Genomic DNA, 15,918 nt, shown 5'->3' with positions numbered 1-15,918 from the left:
TTCAGTCTGCTGGTTTCAGCAATTCCGGTGCCAGGTGTTCCACCTGGCTGCGGATCCCGTCACGCCAATCCACCCGGGTCGGGCCAATCAGGCGGTGCATTTTTTCCGTATCAATGGCCAGGCTGCCAAAGGCCCGGACGTTGTCGGCAAACACCGGTTCCAGGCCGGTGAGCTCACTGAGATATTCACACCACTGCTCGATACTGACCTGCTGTGAACCACCGAAATTAACGGTGGTCACGTCGCTGGACGCTGCCGCCAGCAGATAGGGTATTTTATCGATGTAATCATCCACGTGCAGCGGATTGTAATAATTGGGCTGCTCCGGGTGCAATTCGATGGGAATTCCCTGCTGCATCATCAGCAGGTGGTAGTACATCCATCCCCCATTGTCACCGTAGGGAACGCTCAGACGCGCGATCGTGGTGGGTATATTGCAGCTGTGGGCGACGAAGCGACACACCGTTTCCGCGGCAATTTTGGCAATGCTATAGGTCGGGAACATCACCCGGTGGTTATCCCCCAGGGGCGAATTTTCACTGCGCGGCTCGTGCCCGGCGTACTCATACACGGCTGTCGAGGAGAAGTGCAAAAAACCGCGGACGCTGGCACAACGTTGCATCAGGTGCCCCACACCCTCGGCGTTGGCCGCCAGGTCATAGTCAAAATCGCCGGTTTTGACTACGGCGAAGTTCAGTACGTAGTCGATATCCGCGGGGATTCCGTCCAGCGTTTCCGGCCTGGCAAGGTCCGCCTGAATGGCGGTGGCGCCCATGTCCTCGACCTTTTTCCGATCTTCTTCCTTGCTGTACCTCGCCAGGGCATAGACCTCGGCAATGGCCGCAAAATGCGCCACCACAGGCAGGGCGACCTGACCGGTGGGGCCCGTGATCAACAGCTTGCGTCCAGTGAGGTCTACCGCTTCGACGGGCATATCGGGCTCCCTGGTATTGTGTTACTGGTGTTTGTCGATAGCCAGCGGCGGGTAGTCGGTATAGCCCTGCGCGCCCGGCGTATAGAGAGTCGCAGGATCGAATTTGGCCAGTCCGGCACCCTGTCGCCAGCGTTCGGCCAGGTCGGGGTTGGCGATATAATTGCGGCCAAACGAGACCGCACTCAGCTGGCCACTGGCAACGGCGGCTGTCGCCTCCTCCTGGCTGAAACTGTCGTTGCCTATCAGCCGGTCGGCAAACCAGCGCTGGCCCAGGGCGATATTGTCGACCCGACCGGACGGCAGGCGAATCACATGCAGGTAGGCCAGGTCCATCGCGGCCGCCCGCTCCAGCAGGAAGTCAAAGGTCTCGCCCGGGTTCTCATCGGCGAGGTCATTAAAGGGATTGTCGGGGCAAATTCGCATGCCGACGCGACCGGCACCGCGGACACTGGCCATCGCCGCCAGCACCTCCAGTACGAAGCGGGCGCGGTTGGCAACGCTGCCGCCATACTGGTCGTCACGCTGGTTGCTGCCCGTGGACAGGAACTGGGCCGGCAGGTAGCCGCTGGTGCAGTGCAATTCCACCGCGTCGAATCCGGCGGCAAAGGCATTTTCCGTTGCCTGGCGGTACTCTTCCACCACCTGGGCCACTTCCGCCGTGGCCAGGGCGCGAGGCGTATCCATGGGTTGCATACCGGCCTGGTCGGTATAAATCTCGCCGCGGGCGGGAATCGCCGAAGGGGCAACGGTTTCCGCCCCCTCGGGCTTGTTGTAGTGGCTGGCCACCCTGCCCACATGCATTACCTGGGCCGCGATAATGCCGCCGGCCTGGTGTACCGCGGCAGTTACCCCGGTCCAGGCTTCCACCTGGGCCGCGGTATAAATACCCGGGGTGCGGCAATAACCCAGGGCATCGGCGCTGGGCGCTATGCCCTCGGAAACAATCAGTCCGGCGCTGGCGCGCTGCCGGTAGTACTCGACCATCAGCGCATTGGGTACGGCATCAGTGCCGGCGCGGCTGCGGGTCATGGGCGCCATCACAATCCTGTTGTTAAGCGGCAAATCGCCCAGTGTCAGCGGTGTGAATAAATCCATGGTTTGTCTCCTGAGGCTGTTCTGGTTGCTGTGACGAGGGCCTAGCGAACCCTGATTTTTGGATCCGGCGCCCCCCGGCGCATGGTTAGCAGAAACTGTTCCAGCGGCGCCGGTGGCGCCACCTGCGCTTCGTCATCGCCCGGCGGGTTGGCCCAGAATTCCTGCCACGAGGGCCACAGCTCATGGTAGGCCCCCTGGTAAGGTTCACGGTCCGGCCAGCGGATCTTGTTGTCCCCTACCGGCGGTTTGTTGATATCGCTTGCGTACCAGTAACAGGGCAGGCGGCGGCGAAAGTACCAGCGGCCGTCGATGCGTTCATAGTTATCCCAGTACAGCATCTGCATAATCACCCACTCGCTGCTGCCATCGGCACAGGGCGTCTCGTGTTCGTTCTTGCTGTACACCACGCCATGGGCATGATCGGCATCATCGAATTCGATCACGTGATTGCCGATATGGTGGGAGGTACCGGTGAACTGCAGGCGCAGGGTGTCATCCAGCCAGCGCTTGAGATGGGCGCGCCCCACTCGCTCACGACTCACCCGGATATCCTCGGCAAACAGGTTGACGTGGGCGTCCAGGTCGCGCATGTCCAGCGACAGGGAATACTTGGCAGCCAGCTGGCGAATTTCATCCAGTGACTCCAGTCGGTCGACGCGCTCCAGCAATGTCGGGTCCGTCATATACAGCTCTCCTTCCGGCAACAGTGACGAGCTTAGGTTCGCAGTGGCAAGCGGGCAACCACCAGAGCACTCATTTTCGCCGGCAATTGCGCTCGCCGGGAAAATACGCCGGGATGGTACAACTATTGTGGTATAACCCGGCCATGAAAACTCACTATATCGATACGGCTGATGGTGCTGCCGTTCCCTTGTACTGGCTTCACCAGGCGCCGGCGCGGGCCACACTGCTATTGCAACCTGCCCTTGGCATACAGGCCAGGCTCTATCACCGGCTGGCCCAGGGACTGGCCGAGCGGGGCATAGCCACCGCGCTGGTGGAGCAGCGGGGCCACGGCCTGAGCAGCTTGCGCCCCGGTTACCGCAGCAACTACTCGTTCCGGGAAACCCTGGATTGCGATATCCCGGCCGTCGCGCAGTGGCTACAACAGACCCTGCCCGGGGTACCGCGCTATATCGGCGGCCACAGTCTCGGTGGACACCTGTCGACCATTTACACCGGCATGCACCCCAATGCATTCCAGGGGGTTGTTCACCTGGCCTGCGCCTTCCCCTACGCCGGTGACTACCGGGGGCGGACCCGCCACATGTTGCGCCTGTTGACGGCCCTGATCCCGCTGTTCCATGTTGCCCCGGGCTACTACCCCGGTCAATTGCTCGGCTTTGGCGAACGGGAGTCGCTGGCGATGATGATGCAGTGGCGACAGTGGGCGCTGAGCGGCCAGTTTGACTTTAGCGAACGCCGGGGCCTGGCGGACGCGGTGGCCCGGTTCCGGGGCGAGGTGCTGTCGCTCAGCTTTGCCCGTGACCCTTTCAGCACCGATGCCGCGGTCGACCGGGCCCTGTCACCGTTTACCGGGGCACGGATCCAGCGGGCAACCCTGGATACTGACGAGCAGGGTGAGTTTCTCGGGCACACCGCCTGGGCAAAACAGCCAGAAGGCGTGGTGCGCCGAATCAGCGAGTGGCTGGACAGCCAGCCGCGCTAGCGCTTAAAACGGAAACACCCAGGGTAGTAGCACGATCACCACGGTGGAATACGCGATAGACAGGGGCAGTCCGGTGCGGAAATAATCCCTGAGCGTATAGCCGCCCAGGTTCTGCACCATGAGATTGGTGGTGTAGCCATAGGGGGTCAGGAAGCTGGCACTGGCACCGAAGGCGACCGCCATCACAAAGGGCATGTGCGACAGGCCGTAGCTCTCCGCCAGGCCATAGGCGATCGGGAACACCAGGGCCGCAGCAGCGTTGTTGGTCATCAATTCGGTCAACAGCAGGGTGCCGAAATAAATTCCGGCCAGGGCCGCGTAGGGGCCCAGCACGGCCAGGTGCTCATGCAGGAAGTTGGTCAGGATGCCAACGACGCCGGCATTGGTCAGCGCCTGCGACAGGGTCAGTGCTGAGGCGATAATCAGCCACAGCTCGAAGGGGAACCGGCGTCGCAACTCGGAGCCGCGCACCACGCCCATGATCAGCATGCAGACCAGCAGGAAGGCCATACCCTTGATCAGGGGCACAATGTCCAGGGTGGCCAGGGCGATCACCACCACCAGGGTGGCGGTAATACTGTAATTCTGCGCCGGGGTGGTCTTGACCCCGCCCACCGACTCGTCGACCACAACAAAGTTCTTGTCGAGGTTCTTGCGTTCGTTGAAATCCGCCCCCACCGCCAGCATCAGGTTGTCACCCGCCTGGATAGTAATATTGCCCAGCTTGCCGGACAGGCGTTTGCCGCCCCGGCGCATACCAACGACCGCGGCATCAAACAGGGAACGAAAGCCGCTGTCCTTGATGGTCTTGCCTTCGATGGAGGCGTTGGGCATGACGATTACCTCGATCATGTTCTCCCGCAGCAGGCCCTCCTCCACCGCGAACAGCCGCAGCCCGGCAAACTGCTCCAAAGCATTGACCTGGTGGATATCACCGGAAAAAATCAGCTTGTCCCCCGCCTCTATGAACTCGTTGGGTGACACCGGCGAAATCAGGTGCTCATCACGGACGATCTCAACCAGGAACAGGTCCTCCAGCTCACGCAGCCTGTTGGCCATGATCGTCTTGCCCACCAGAGGCGAATCGTCGGCGACTTCCGCCTCGATCAGGTACTCGTTAATATCGATGCTGGAGTCCTCGGACACCGGCAGCAAGCGGGAACTGGCCAGCAGCACCAGCAGACCGAGCACCGTTACCGACAGCCCAACCACCAGGAAGTCGAAGAACGCCAGGCCCTGGCCGGTGACGTCCTCGAGAAAGCTGCTGACGATAAGGTTGGTGGACGTGCCTATCAGGGTCATGGTGCCGCCGAGAATTGCGGCATAGGAAAGCGGAATCAGCAGCCGGGACGCAGCGTGATGTTTGTTGCTGCGCACGGTATGGGCCAGGGTGGCAACCACCGCCGTGTTGTTGACGAAGGCGGAGAAAAACGCGGTCACTGCCCCCAGGCGCAGCAGGCTCGCATTATAACCCGGGGTGATCAACTTGCCCGACAGACGGGTCAGCCAGGACAGTTTTTCCAGCCCCACCGACACCAGCAGTAGCAGGATCAGGGTCATCAAACCGCTGTTGGAGGCTTTCGACAGTACGTCCGCCGTATCCACCAGGCCGAGGAAGTAGGCTGATAACATGGCGCAGGTAAATACCCAGACCGCAGGCCAGTCGGTGAGGATCAGGCTGCCCAGCAGGCTCAGGAATACACCGGCAATCAACAACTGATCAATCATTAGGCAGTTCTGTGTTCCCCAAATTCCAGGGCCTAGCATACTGGGTTGTCGCCCGCGGGAACAGCGGCGGCGGGACTTAGTCTGGACAGCTAGACCAATCGTGCCGATCGCGTTGCGCAGCTGGCAATCAGGCATGCCGGGGCGATAATGCCTGTTCAGCGAGGTACCGACTTATGACAACCAGCCAATCGCTTTTCAGCCCTATCAACCTGGGTGCGCTTTCTCTGGCCAACCGCCTGGCAATGGCGCCCATGACCCGGGCGCGCGCGCCGGATCGCGTGCCCAATTCAGCCATGGTGAGTTACTACGCCCAGCGCGCTGGCGCCGGACTGATTATCAGTGAAGCCACCCAGATATCGGAGCAGGGCACCGGATCGATCGCTACCCCCGGGATTCACAGCGCCGGACAAATTGCGGGGTGGCGCCGGGTCACCGATGCCGTCCATGCCGGCGGGGGCTTGATCGTGTGCCAGCTCTGGCATGTGGGCCGGGTGTCACACACCAGCATGCAGCCCGATGGCCAGTTGCCCGTCTCTTCCTCGGCCACCGCCGGCGATATCAACACCTTCACCGCCAATGGCTTTGAACCGTGCACGCCGCCCCGGGCGCTGACAATCGACGAGATTCCCGGGGTGATAGAGCAGTACCGCCAGGCGGCGCTGAACGCGCGGCAGGCCGGCTTTGATGGGGTGCAGATACATGCTGCCAGCGGCTACCTGATCGACCAGTTTTTGCGCGACGGTGTCAATCGGCGAACAGACAACTACGGCGGCAGCGTGGCCAACCGGGCCCGCTTGCTGCTGGAAGTCACCGATGCGGTGTGCGCGGCCATCGGCGGGGAACGGGTATCGGTTCGCCTGTCGCCATTCACCGTGACCTGGGATTGCCGGGACAGCGATCCCGCGAGCATCTTCAGCCACGCCGTTGCCGAACTGGACAGGCGCGAGCTCGCCTTCCTGGAACTGGTCGAGCGCGGGTTCGACTCGGTCGCGGTGCGCACTGCCGCGGACGGTGATAGCGATGCTTTCTCTCCCGCCGACCTGCGAGCCCTCTACTCAGGTGCCCTGATGGTCAACGGCTGTTACGATCAGGATAGCGCCGCCCGCGCCATCGACAGCGGCTATGCCCAGGCCGTTTCCCTGGGTCGCCCCTTCATCTCCACCCCGGATGTGGTGGAACGCTACCGCACGGGAGCCTCGCTGAATCCGGACCTGGAGCCGATCTACTGGTACGGTGGCGGGAAGGAAGGTTACTGCGACACCCCCGCTCTGCCTGCCCATGGCCCCGGCTCCGGGGTAGGCAATTAATTGCATCGCTTTGTCCGCTCATGATATTTTGGGGGCAATAACTAGTTTTCCACGGATTCCGGGACGCAGGGAACGTGCTGGCGGAAAATCAATAAAAAGCTCCCAGGGCCGGGAGTAAGGGGCATTACGACATGATTTGTCTCAGGCACTTCCACGCCGCCATACCCAGCGCGTCCAGTCCCCTGTGAGCATCGCCACACGTTTCAGCCTGTTAATCGCCGCAGCTATTGCGCTCATGGGCGCGGTCGCGGCTGTGGCCGCTGCCGCTCTGGAGTACAACACCAGGCTCGAGCAGATTATTGCCAACACCCAGTCCCGCTTGCTGGGCAACCCCGGCCTGCAGTATTTCATTTACCGCGAAGACAGTGCCAGGCTGGCAGGCATCCTCGAGGACTTCGTCGCCGCACAGTCCAGCACTCACGCCCAGGCCTTCAACGGCCTCGGTGACAGACTGGCCCAGGTACAGAGCACCGGTGCGGCGCCCACCAGCCTCCCCGCTTTTGGCGTGGTGCGCGGTCCACTGCTGGCGGCTGACGAAGGATTCTTCGCCTTTGATCTCAAAACCGGCGCGCCACACGACGGTGGCTTCCGGGCTATCCTGACCGGCAAGCGCCCCGCCACTATCCAGAGCCTGCCGGTATTTACCGAAGTGAACACCGGCAAAACCGGGCTGACACCCGCCGACTTCGCCATTGCCCTGACTTCCGGCAGTGGCAGCGCCAGCCAGCGGGTGGTCGGCTACCTGCACGTGCTGCACGATGGCCGGGGCATCGCGGCTGGCGCCCTGGCCACCGGCCTGAACGTGTTCCTGCTCAGCCTGGGGGTGGCGCTTGTTGCCGGCCTGCTGGCCTGGGCATTCACCCGCCGGGTCACCCGCCCTTTCCGCGAACTGGCAAACATGGCGGATTCGGTAGCCGCAGGTGAGGTCAGGGAACTGATCACGGTCGGGGGTGGCGGCGAGTTACAGGACATTGCCCGCCTGTTCAACAGCGTCATCCAGGGCTTCAATGATTCGCGAAAGGTACACGAGGTCGACAAGCGGCTGCTGAGCCTGAAAGTCGAGGAGCGCAGTTCCCAGCTCAACGACCGGGAACAAGCCCTGTCGCGGGCGGCGGGCGAGGCGCAACAGGCACAGAGCAGGCTGCAGCAACTGGCCAACTACGACAACGTTACCGCCCTGCCCAACCGGAATCTGCTCACCGAGCAGCTGGACCTGCTGCTGAAGCTGAATCAGCGCCACGGGCACATCCTGGCATTACTGTTTATCGACCTCGACGATTTCAAGCGGATTAACGATTCCCTGGGCATCAGTGCAGGAGACCAGTTGCTGGTGGAGGTCAGCAGGCGGCTCACTCAAACCGTACGTGACAGTGACTCGGTTGGTCGCCTCAACAACACTGGAACCGACATTGACGTTGCCCGTCTCGGTGGCGATGAATTCACGGTGATTCTCAACCAGCTGGATTCACCCGCCGCGGCGGAAATCGTCGCCCGCCGCCTGCACCACAGCCTGGTCCAGCCGGTAACAGTCGAGGGCCACGAGCTGGCTCTGCATCCAGCGATCGGTATCGCCATCGCCCCCAATGACGGCAAGGACGTGGCCAGCCTGCTGAAAGCCGCCAGTGTGGCCAAACACCATGCCCGGCAGGCGGGCAATGGCGGCATTGAGATGTACACCGCCAGTATGGGCAGGGAGGGAGAGGAACGCATTCGCCTGGAAGCGGAGTTGCGCAAGGCGCTGGAAAACAATGCCCTGTCACTGCATTACCAGCCCCAGGTGGACACTCACTCCGGGTCGGTGGTGGGCGCCGAAGCGCTGCTGCGCTGGTCACACCCTGAGCTCGGCGACATACCGCCGGGCAAGTTCATCGCCATCGCCGAACAGATGGGACTGATGCAACAACTGGGGGACTGGGTTCTGGTAGAGGCCTGCCAGCAAATGCGCCGGTTTAGCGACCAGGGACTGAAGCTGGCGAAGGTGGCGGTCAATATCTCCGCCGAGCAGTTCAGCGATGCCTTTGTCCAGCGCGTGGGTGCCGTTATAGCGGAGACGGGCATCGAACCGGCACAACTTGAGCTGGGTCTGAGCGAAGCGGTTATGAGCAGCAACGACCCTGAGACCGTGGTGTCATTGCGAGCGCTCAAGGAGAGCGGTGTTTACCTATCAGTGGATGACTTCGGCACCAGTTCTTCGCCGCTGGGCTATCTCGCCCGCTTCCCGCTGGACGAACTCAAGATCGACCGCAGTTTCCTGCTGGACGCGGCCAATTCGGAGGCTGGCGCCAGGCTGGTGACGGCCATTATCGCCATGGCCAGAAACCTGGGCCTGAGGCTGCTGGCCACCGGCGTGGAGACCGAGGGGCAGTTCCACTTTCTCACTGACAATGGTGCCCACCTGATCCAGGGTTACCTGTTCTCAGCGCCGGTACCGGCCGCCGAACTCGGCCCCATGCTGACTCCCTGGCATTTTGTCGACCAGGTGCAGAAACTGGCGGATTCGGCGCCGGGGAAAACCGGCCCCGGGCGCCACAAGCCCTAGCGCCGGTAAGCGGCTGTAAGAGCAGCCACAAAGTCGTCGAGCATGTCCGCCGGCAGGTCGTTAATCCCCGCGGCTGCGGCGCGCCCTCCCCCGGTGGGAAACTGCATACACAGCTCGGCGGCGCCCTGCTTGTTGTCCAGCGGTGCCCGCACACTGACCAGGAAGTTGCCGTTGGCCTTGGCGGTCAGCACCGCGTGGGCACGCCCCGGGTTAGCCGTTGCCAGGTCATTGCTGTAGACGCCGCTGACCCGCCGCGCCCAGGGCTCGTCGGGTAGCTGGAACACTGCCGCGTGCTCGCTGGCATGTGTCGGCGCCAGGTCTGCCGCCATCGCCATGTCCGCAGCGTAACCCTCGCTGAGGCGGCTGAAGTCCGCCGAGTGATTGACAAAGTCCAGCGCACTCTCCGCCGCCAGCAGGCGTCGGTACAGCTCTTCCGGATCGAAGTGCAGGTCCTCAATCGCGGGGCCGTAACCATTGTAATTGATGCAGACGCCCAACCGCTCCAGCTTCTCCAGTTCGACGCTGGAAATTTCCAGCCCCCTTGCCAGCGTATGCGCGGTCTGCTTGAGGTTGTCGCCAAAGGCACCGGTGACTGCCCAGTCCAGGTAGGCGCCCTGGAGGTGGCCATTGACCAGCGCCGCGGTACACACGTCCGCCGCCTCGTTGATAATGCTGTGCAGCGCGGGATGCTCGGGCACCTCGCCGGGATAGTGATGGTCCACGTACAGCACCGAGGCGCCGGCCGCCAGCGCCCGCTGCAGACCCGCCTGGTTCTTGTCCATGGACACATCCAGCACCGTCAGCCGGTCACCGGCCTGCGCCTCGACCCGGTCGAGGAGCTTGATATCGCGCTTCACACCGGTAACCAGGGTGGCGTCCCTGGGCTCGGCCTTGCGCAGCTGCAACAGGGCGCAGATACCGTCGGCATCGCCATTGAAAACGTCGTAGTCCATGGCGCGGCGTCAGCTGTCGAGGGACTGGTAGTAGTCGGAGAGGATCTTCGCCACTTCCGGACGGGAGAACTCCGGGGGCGGCGCAATACCTTTGCCCAGCATTTCCCGCACTGCGGTACCGGACAGCAACACGAAGTCGTCCTTGCTGTGATCCGGCGCATCGCGCATCATCACTACCTTGTTCAGCTTCTTGCTGTAGGCGGTGTGGTCAGCCTTGTAAATTTCCAGTTCCAGCGCCCCCGCGCGTACCTCCTCGTCGAAGATGGTCTGCGCATCAAAACCGCCGTAGTAGTCCCCGACCCCGGCGTGGTCGCGACCGACGATCAGGTGGGTACAGCCGCAGTTCTGGCGGAATACGGCGTGCAGCACCGCCTCGCGGGGACCGGCGTAGAGCATGTCAAAGCCGTAACCGGTAATCATCACCGTATTGGCGGGGAAATAGACCTCGACCATCTTGCGGATTGCCGCATCGCGCACATCGGCGGGGATGTCACCGGGCTTCAGTTTGCCCAGCAGCATGTGGATCAGGATACCGTCGGCGCCGAGGTCGTCCATGGCCATCCGGCACAGTTCCTCGTGGGCCCGATGCATCGGGTTGCGGGTCTGGAAGGCAACAACCTTGTCCCAGCCGTGTTCGGCGATCTCATTGCGGATCTCCACCGCGGTGCGGAAGGTATCCGGGAAGTCAGCCTGGAAATAGGAGAAGTTCAGCACTTCGATCGGGCCGGACAGCATGGTCCTGCCCAGACCTTTGAACGTGGCAACGCCCGGATGCTGGTCATCCAGGGTGCGGAAGATTTTTTCCGCCATGAAATCAATCTGCTCATCGCTGACCGTTTCAACCGCCTCAACCTGCATAATGGCCAGGACCGGATTGCCTTCAGCATTGGGATCGCGCAGGGCAATACGACTGCCTGCCTCGATGCCGGCCTCGTTGGTCATGTTAACAATGGGTACCGGGAAAAACAGCCCACTGGTGGTATGCATACTCTCAGCTACCGCCATCGAGTCTGCCAGGTTCATGTACCCGGTGAGCGGATTGAAGTAACCGCCGCCCAGCATGACCGCATTGGCCGCCGCCGCGGAGTTGAGCAGCAGCGATGGCAGGTTTTCCGCCTCGGCGACGAGGGCGTGGCGCTTTTCGCTGTCGTAGACGAACAGGGGGTTCAGTTCATCTGAGCCGTGTGGCTTGATCATGGTGTTCTCCGCTTACTGGTTGATGATGCCGCGTTCACGCAGCACGGCAAGGATCTGCTGTACTTCTTCCTCCAGGCTCTGCTGGTCGGAGTGCAGATGAATCTCGGGTTTATCGGGCGCCTCGTAGGGATCATCGATACCGGTGAAGTTCTTGATCTCCCCCGCCCGGGCTTTCTTGTACAGCCCCTTGGGGTCACGGCTCTCGGCCGCCTCCAGGGAACAGTCGACAAAAATTTCGATAAAGTCCATGCCCGCGGCCTCGTGCAGTTCGCGCACCTGGTCGCGATCCGCGCGATAGGGACTGATAAAGCTGGACAGCGCAATCACACCACTGTCGACAAACAGCTTGGAGACCTCACCGATGCGGCGAATGTTCTCGGTACGGTCCTCGGCGGAAAAGCCGAGGTTCTTGTTGATCCCCATGCGCACGTTATCACCATCGAGGCGATATGACACAATGCCCATTTCGTTCAGCGTGCCTTCGAGTTCTACCGCGACGGTACTCTTGCCGGATCCGGACAGGCCGGTGAACCAGAGTGTGGCTCCCTTGTGGCCCAGAATTTTTTCGCGGTGTGCGCGGGTGATATCGCCTTCGTGCCAGTGCACGTTAGTGGCTTTTTGCTCTGCCATTGAAGTCTCCTGTCGGCTGTATGCCGGTGTTATTGATCATCGTGGGGAGCAGGTTACGGCTATTGGAGCCATATGTAAAACAGGATATTATGGAAGCCACCATCGGTTTTACCGATAGCCGGAGAACAGCCAATGAAGTACACCCTGCGCCAGCTGCAAATCTTCCTCGAGGTTGCCAGGCACCAGAGCATATCGGCCGCCGCGCAGCGCCTGCACATGTCCCAGTCGGCCGCCAGCGAGGCGCTGCAAAACCTGGAACACGCCTACGAGATCGCCCTTTTCGACCGGGTCAGCAATAAACTGACGCTCAACGCGGTCGGTCGAACCGTGCGCAAGGAAGCCCAGTCGCTGCTTGACCATGCCCAGAGCTTTGAGGAGGTCCTGAATTCCCACGAGGAAATCGGTCACATCAAGGTCGGCGCGAGCTTCACCATCGGTAACCACCTGGCGACCCGCTACCTGGCCGACTACCTGCACCATTACCCGGAGGCGGATGTTGCCCTGGAGATCGCCAACACTCCGGAGATCGTCACCCGGGTACTCAACTACGAAGTCGATATCGGCATGATAGAGGGTGAGGTCCAGCACCGCGAGCTGGAGTTGATACCCTGGCGCGAGGACGAACTGGTGGTGTTCTGTGCCGCCAACCACCCACTCGCCACCAAGCGCAGCCTGTCTATTCGCGACATCAAGGAAGCCGCCTGGATACTCCGGGAGCCCGATTCCGGCGCCCGCCTGACCTTTGACAAAGCCATGGCGGGCCTGCTGCCCGATATCAACGTGTACATGGAGTTCAGGCATAACGAGGCGATCAAGAACGCGGTCGAGTCGGGCCTGGGGATCGGTTGCCTGTCACGCATCGTGCTCCAGCGCAATCTCGCCAACGGCGATCTGGTACCCCTGGAGCTACCGCGACGGGACATGCGCCGGATCTTTTATTTCGCCCTGCCCCGCAAGCGGTTCCCGTTGGAGTCCGTGCAGTTCTGGATGGATACCTGCCGGGAAGCAGATGCCTAGGGCCTGATATGCGCCAGCGCAAGATCATTCATGTCGATGCCGATTCATTCTATGCATCGGTGGAAGTGCGTGAGAATCCCGCGCTGGCTGGCCAGCCGCTGGCGGTGGGTGGTAGTGCCCGTCGCCGCGGGGTTATTGCCACCTGTAACTACGAGGCGCGCAGGTTCGGCGTCCGTTCGGCCATGCCCAGCAGCCGGGCCCTGCAGCTTTGCCCGACACTGAAAATACTGCCGGCCCGCTTCGCTCTGTACCGGGAGGTGTCGCAGCAGTTTCACCGCATCTTTCGCGCCTACACCGACATCATCGAACCCCTGAGCCTCGATGAAGCATACCTGGACGTGAGCGATTGCGAGCAGCTCCACGGTAGCGCAACCCTGATCGCCGAGGACATCCGCCGACGCATTCGCGAGGAACTGCAACTGACGGTCTCAGCCGGTGTCGCACCCAACAAGTTCCTCGCCAAGGTCGGCAGCGACTGGGACAAGCCCGACGGCTGTTACACAATCGCTCCATCGCAGGTCGCCGATTTTGTCCGCGACCTGCCGGTATCGCGCATCAACGGCGTGGGCGCGGTAACCGCCGCCCGGCTCGAGCAACTGGGCGCGACCACCTGCGGGGAACTGCAGCAGGTTCCCCTGCAGACCCTGGTGCGGCGGTTCGGCAAGTACGGTGCCCGGCTGGCGGACCTGGCCCGTGGTATCGATGACCGGGAGGTCAAAACCAGCCGCATCCGCAAGTCGATTTCCACCGAGCATACCTACAGCAACGATATTGGCGACCCGGAGGCAATGGCCCGGGCCCTGTCGCTGCTGCTGGATGAACTGGAGACACGCTTCCACAGGATTGAGGAGCAATACCGGGCCCACAAACGCTTCGTCAAAGTGAAATTCAACAACTTCAGCCAGACGACGATGGAAGAGCTCATTGCCGAAAACGGGGAGCACTGGCTCAGGGAAGATGCATTCCAGGCCCTGCTCAACCGCGCCTGGCGCCGCGGCCAGCGCCCGGTCAGGCTACTGGGAGCGGGATTACGGCTGGAACCCCTGCGCGACGATCTGGCCCCTCAGCTGCTGCTGTTCCAGTGCTGACGATGCAACTGGTCGCAGCCAGGGGGCAATCTGTCGGCCTGGCGCTGGCGACCGACTGGCAGCCGTGGCATGGTGAAGGCACGCACTGGAAGGAATACTGCTGCCATGAAAATCCTGTTTCGAACGATCGTCGCGCTGTTGCTCATTGCCACTGCCGGCGGCATTTTCGCCGCCTACCAGTTGAGCCGGACATCGCCCTGCCCCGCCGACCAGTCTAGCGCGCTGCTGGTCGCGCCAGAGGGCAAGACCATGATGGCAGTGCGACAACACTGTTACGGCCCGCCCTCCAGCCTGGTCTATGCCCCGGTGCCCAGGCCGGCGCCGGGTCCTGGGGAACTGCTGGTCCGGGTACACGCGGCGGGGGTCAATCCGCTGGACTGGCACACCATGCGCGGTTCGCCTTATCTGATGCGCCTGGGATCAGGTTTCGGCGCGCCCGACGAGTCCCGTTTCGGCGTCGATTTTTCCGGGGTGGTGAGCGAGGTAGGCTCCGGGGTAACGCGCTTCAAAGTGGGCGACCGGGTATTCGGCGGCGCCACCGGTGCGTTCGCGGAATTTCTGCTGGTGCGGGAAAACCAGGCGATCAGCCTGGTGCCGGAGGGAATCAGTCACCAGCAGGCGGCGGCGGTAGCCATTGCCGGGCTGACCGCGCTGCAGGCTCTGCGTGACAAGGGCCAGTTGCAGGCCGGACAGAAAGTGCTGATCAATGGCGCCTCCGGCGGCGTTGGCAGTTTCGCGGTACAACTCGCCCGCCACCTGGGCGCCGAAGTCTATGGTGTGAGCAGCACCCGCAATGTCCGGCGGGTACTGGCCCTGGGTGCACAGCGGGTATTTGACTACACGCGCGAGTCCTATCTCGACAGCGATGAGCTCTTTGACCTCATCGTTGACATGGTCGGCAATCACTCGCCGCTGGCCAACACCGCTGCGCTGACCCCCGGCGGCCGGCTGGTGATTGTCGGTGGTCCTTCAGGCGACTGGTTGGGTCCCGTCACCGGGCCCCTGCTGGCAATGCTCAGCAAGCCCTTCGTCGACCAGGAGATGGTCATTCTGCTGGCGCAGCTCAACAGCGCCGACCTGGACACCATGGCAGAGCTCATGGACACCGGTGCGGTGACGCCGCTGCTGGATAGCCGCTACCCGCTGGCGGAGTACGCCGCTGCCCTCACCCACTCCGAAACCGGCAGGGCAAGGGGCAAGATAATCCTCGACATTCACCCCTAGCCCGGACCGCGCAGCAGCCAGCCGGTCTGGCTGGCACCGCGGGCACCGTCTTCAGCGACGATCAAACTTGGTGGCCAGGACGATGGCCGAGTCGGTATCCCGGACTCCGTCCATTGCGCCGATCCGGTCCAGTACCGCGTCCAGTTCTGCCGGCGCGCTTACCCGGATGATAGCCACCAGGTCGATCTTGCCGGAGACGGTATAGAGCGCCTCCACCTCCGTCATGCGCTCGAGCGCGTTGCCGACCTGGATCCCCAGGCGGGGATCCACCACCAGGTTGACATAGGCCTGGAAAGTGCCCGAGCGATAGCCGTCCCCCAACTTGACCTGGTAGCCGACGATGATGCCACTGGCTTCCAGCTGCGCCAGCCGCTTCTGCACCGTCGTCCGCGACAGGTCCAGTTCCCGGGACAGCTCACTGACGGTTTGCCGGGCGTTGCGCTGCAGGGCCTTGATCAGGCGGCGGTCATTGCTGCTGATATCCATTTTTAATCACTTTGTATAGCGGTATCTTCAATATGACACCAATATGATCAT

General features: G+C 62.2%; 14 protein-coding genes. 6 read left to right on the top strand and 8 right to left on the bottom strand.

The window, feature by feature from the left end:
- Nucleotide 1 precedes the first annotated feature (1 nt).
- From DWB85_RS05155 to DWB85_RS05145, 3 genes are read right to left on the bottom strand one after another with little or no spacing between them, the layout of a single operon-like run.
- Nucleotides 2–934, bottom strand: a complete 933-nt coding sequence (locus DWB85_RS05155) for an NAD-dependent epimerase/dehydratase family protein (RefSeq protein WP_117953140.1) — start codon at nucleotides 932–934, stop codon at nucleotides 2–4.
- Between the two features lie 21 nt (nucleotides 935–955).
- Entirely contained in the window at nucleotides 956–2,029 is a 1,074-nt protein-coding gene (locus DWB85_RS05150) for an alkene reductase (protein ID WP_117953139.1), read from the bottom strand.
- Nucleotides 2,030–2,070: 41 nt separating this feature from the next.
- On the bottom strand, nucleotides 2,071–2,712 hold the full coding sequence (locus DWB85_RS05145) for a nuclear transport factor 2 family protein (protein WP_117953138.1): 642 nt from the start codon (nucleotides 2,710–2,712) through the stop codon (nucleotides 2,071–2,073).
- A gap of 113 nt (nucleotides 2,713–2,825) precedes the next feature.
- Here DWB85_RS05145 and DWB85_RS05140 point away from each other — a divergent pair, with 113 nt between their 5' ends.
- A complete protein-coding gene (locus tag DWB85_RS05140; RefSeq protein WP_162846013.1) occupies nucleotides 2,826–3,698 on the top strand; it encodes an alpha/beta hydrolase family protein in 873 nt (290 codons plus the stop codon).
- A 3-nt stretch (nucleotides 3,699–3,701) separates the two neighbouring features.
- Here DWB85_RS05140 and DWB85_RS05135 read toward each other — a convergent pair whose 3' ends face one another.
- Nucleotides 3,702–5,426: an SLC13 family permease gene (locus DWB85_RS05135; protein WP_117953137.1), complete on the bottom strand. Its 1,725-nt coding sequence runs from the start codon at nucleotides 5,424–5,426 to the stop codon at nucleotides 3,702–3,704.
- A 173-nt stretch (nucleotides 5,427–5,599) separates the two neighbouring features.
- Here DWB85_RS05135 and DWB85_RS05130 point away from each other — a divergent pair, with 173 nt between their 5' ends.
- Together DWB85_RS05130 and DWB85_RS05125 are read left to right on the top strand one after the other, a co-directional pair.
- Nucleotides 5,600–6,733: an alkene reductase gene (locus DWB85_RS05130; protein ID WP_117953136.1), complete on the top strand. Its 1,134-nt coding sequence runs from the start codon at nucleotides 5,600–5,602 to the stop codon at nucleotides 6,731–6,733.
- Nucleotides 6,734–6,917: 184 nt separating this feature from the next.
- Complete coding sequence (locus tag DWB85_RS05125; RefSeq protein ID WP_117953135.1) at nucleotides 6,918–9,272, top strand: putative bifunctional diguanylate cyclase/phosphodiesterase; 2,355 nt, start codon at nucleotides 6,918–6,920, stop codon at nucleotides 9,270–9,272.
- Here DWB85_RS05125 and DWB85_RS05120 read toward each other — a convergent pair.
- From DWB85_RS05120 to cysC, 3 genes are read right to left on the bottom strand one after another with little or no spacing between them, the layout of a single operon-like run.
- Entirely contained in the window at nucleotides 9,269–10,225 is a 957-nt protein-coding gene (locus DWB85_RS05120) for a DHH family phosphoesterase (protein WP_117953134.1), read from the bottom strand. The two genes, DWB85_RS05125 and DWB85_RS05120, sit on opposite strands and share 4 nt — an antisense overlap.
- Nucleotides 10,226–10,234: 9 nt before the next feature.
- The gene (gene sat / locus DWB85_RS05115) at nucleotides 10,235–11,422 is read right to left on the bottom strand and encodes a sulfate adenylyltransferase (protein ID WP_117953133.1); all 1,188 of its coding nucleotides are present in this window, start codon (nucleotides 11,420–11,422) and stop codon (nucleotides 10,235–10,237) included.
- Between the two features lie 12 nt (nucleotides 11,423–11,434).
- Entirely contained in the window at nucleotides 11,435–12,052 is a 618-nt protein-coding gene (cysC, locus tag DWB85_RS05110; RefSeq protein WP_117953132.1) for an adenylyl-sulfate kinase, read from the bottom strand.
- A gap of 132 nt (nucleotides 12,053–12,184) precedes the next feature.
- On the opposite strand from cysC, the gene DWB85_RS05105 reads away from it, so the two are divergent.
- The 3 genes from DWB85_RS05105 (at nucleotide 12,185) to DWB85_RS05095 (ending at nucleotide 15,381) form a co-directional block, all read left to right on the top strand.
- Nucleotides 12,185–13,069, top strand: coding sequence for a LysR substrate-binding domain-containing protein (locus tag DWB85_RS05105; RefSeq protein WP_117953131.1), 885 nt, complete (start codon nucleotides 12,185–12,187; stop codon nucleotides 13,067–13,069).
- Nucleotides 13,070–13,077: 8 nt separating this feature from the next.
- Nucleotides 13,078–14,157, top strand: a complete 1,080-nt coding sequence (dinB, locus tag DWB85_RS05100; RefSeq protein WP_117953130.1) for a DNA polymerase IV — start codon at nucleotides 13,078–13,080, stop codon at nucleotides 14,155–14,157.
- Between the two features lie 105 nt (nucleotides 14,158–14,262).
- Nucleotides 14,263–15,381 (top strand): NAD(P)-dependent alcohol dehydrogenase, encoded by a 1,119-nt coding sequence (locus DWB85_RS05095; protein WP_162846012.1) that lies wholly within the window; start codon nucleotides 14,263–14,265, stop codon nucleotides 15,379–15,381.
- 51 nt (nucleotides 15,382–15,432) lie between these two features.
- On the opposite strand, the gene DWB85_RS05090 is transcribed toward DWB85_RS05095, so the two are convergent.
- Nucleotides 15,433–15,867 (bottom strand): Lrp/AsnC family transcriptional regulator, encoded by a 435-nt coding sequence (locus DWB85_RS05090; protein ID WP_117953128.1) that lies wholly within the window; start codon nucleotides 15,865–15,867, stop codon nucleotides 15,433–15,435.
- Between the last annotated feature and the right edge of the window lie 51 nt (nucleotides 15,868–15,918).

It is taken from the genome of Seongchinamella sediminis (assembly GCF_003457605.1).
GTDB classification, from domain to species: domain Bacteria; phylum Pseudomonadota; class Gammaproteobacteria; order Pseudomonadales; family Halieaceae; genus Halioglobus; species Halioglobus sediminis.
This window is presented reverse-complemented; position numbering and strand designations above follow the sequence as displayed.

What these genes read in the sequence shown, in the direction of transcription:
- DWB85_RS05155 (WP_117953140.1), bottom strand. Translation starts at nt 934, where the DNA reads ATGCCCGTCGAAGCGGTAGACCTCACTGGACGCAAGCTGTTGATCACG.
- DWB85_RS05150 (WP_117953139.1), bottom strand. Translation starts at nt 2,029, where the DNA reads ATGGATTTATTCACACCGCTGACACTGGGCGATTTGCCGCTTAACAAC.
- DWB85_RS05145 (WP_117953138.1), bottom strand. Translation starts at nt 2,712, where the DNA reads ATGACGGACCCGACATTGCTGGAGCGCGTCGACCGACTGGAGTCACTG.
- DWB85_RS05140 (WP_162846013.1), top strand. Translation starts at nt 2,826, where the DNA reads ATGGTACAACTATTGTGGTATAACCCGGCCATGAAAACTCACTATATC.
- DWB85_RS05135 (WP_117953137.1), bottom strand. Translation starts at nt 5,426, where the DNA reads ATGATTGATCAGTTGTTGATTGCCGGTGTATTCCTGAGCCTGCTGGGC.
- DWB85_RS05130 (WP_117953136.1), top strand. Translation starts at nt 5,600, where the DNA reads ATGACAACCAGCCAATCGCTTTTCAGCCCTATCAACCTGGGTGCGCTT.
- DWB85_RS05120 (WP_117953134.1), bottom strand. Translation starts at nt 10,225, where the DNA reads ATGGACTACGACGTTTTCAATGGCGATGCCGACGGTATCTGCGCCCTG.
- sat (WP_117953133.1), bottom strand. Translation starts at nt 11,422, where the DNA reads ATGATCAAGCCACACGGCTCAGATGAACTGAACCCCCTGTTCGTCTAC.
- cysC (WP_117953132.1), bottom strand. Translation starts at nt 12,052, where the DNA reads ATGGCAGAGCAAAAAGCCACTAACGTGCACTGGCACGAAGGCGATATC.
- DWB85_RS05105 (WP_117953131.1), top strand. Translation starts at nt 12,185, where the DNA reads ATGAAGTACACCCTGCGCCAGCTGCAAATCTTCCTCGAGGTTGCCAGG.
- dinB (WP_117953130.1), top strand. Translation starts at nt 13,078, where the DNA reads ATGCGCCAGCGCAAGATCATTCATGTCGATGCCGATTCATTCTATGCA.
- DWB85_RS05095 (WP_162846012.1), top strand. Translation starts at nt 14,263, where the DNA reads ATGAAAATCCTGTTTCGAACGATCGTCGCGCTGTTGCTCATTGCCACT.
- DWB85_RS05090 (WP_117953128.1), bottom strand. Translation starts at nt 15,867, where the DNA reads ATGGATATCAGCAGCAATGACCGCCGCCTGATCAAGGCCCTGCAGCGC.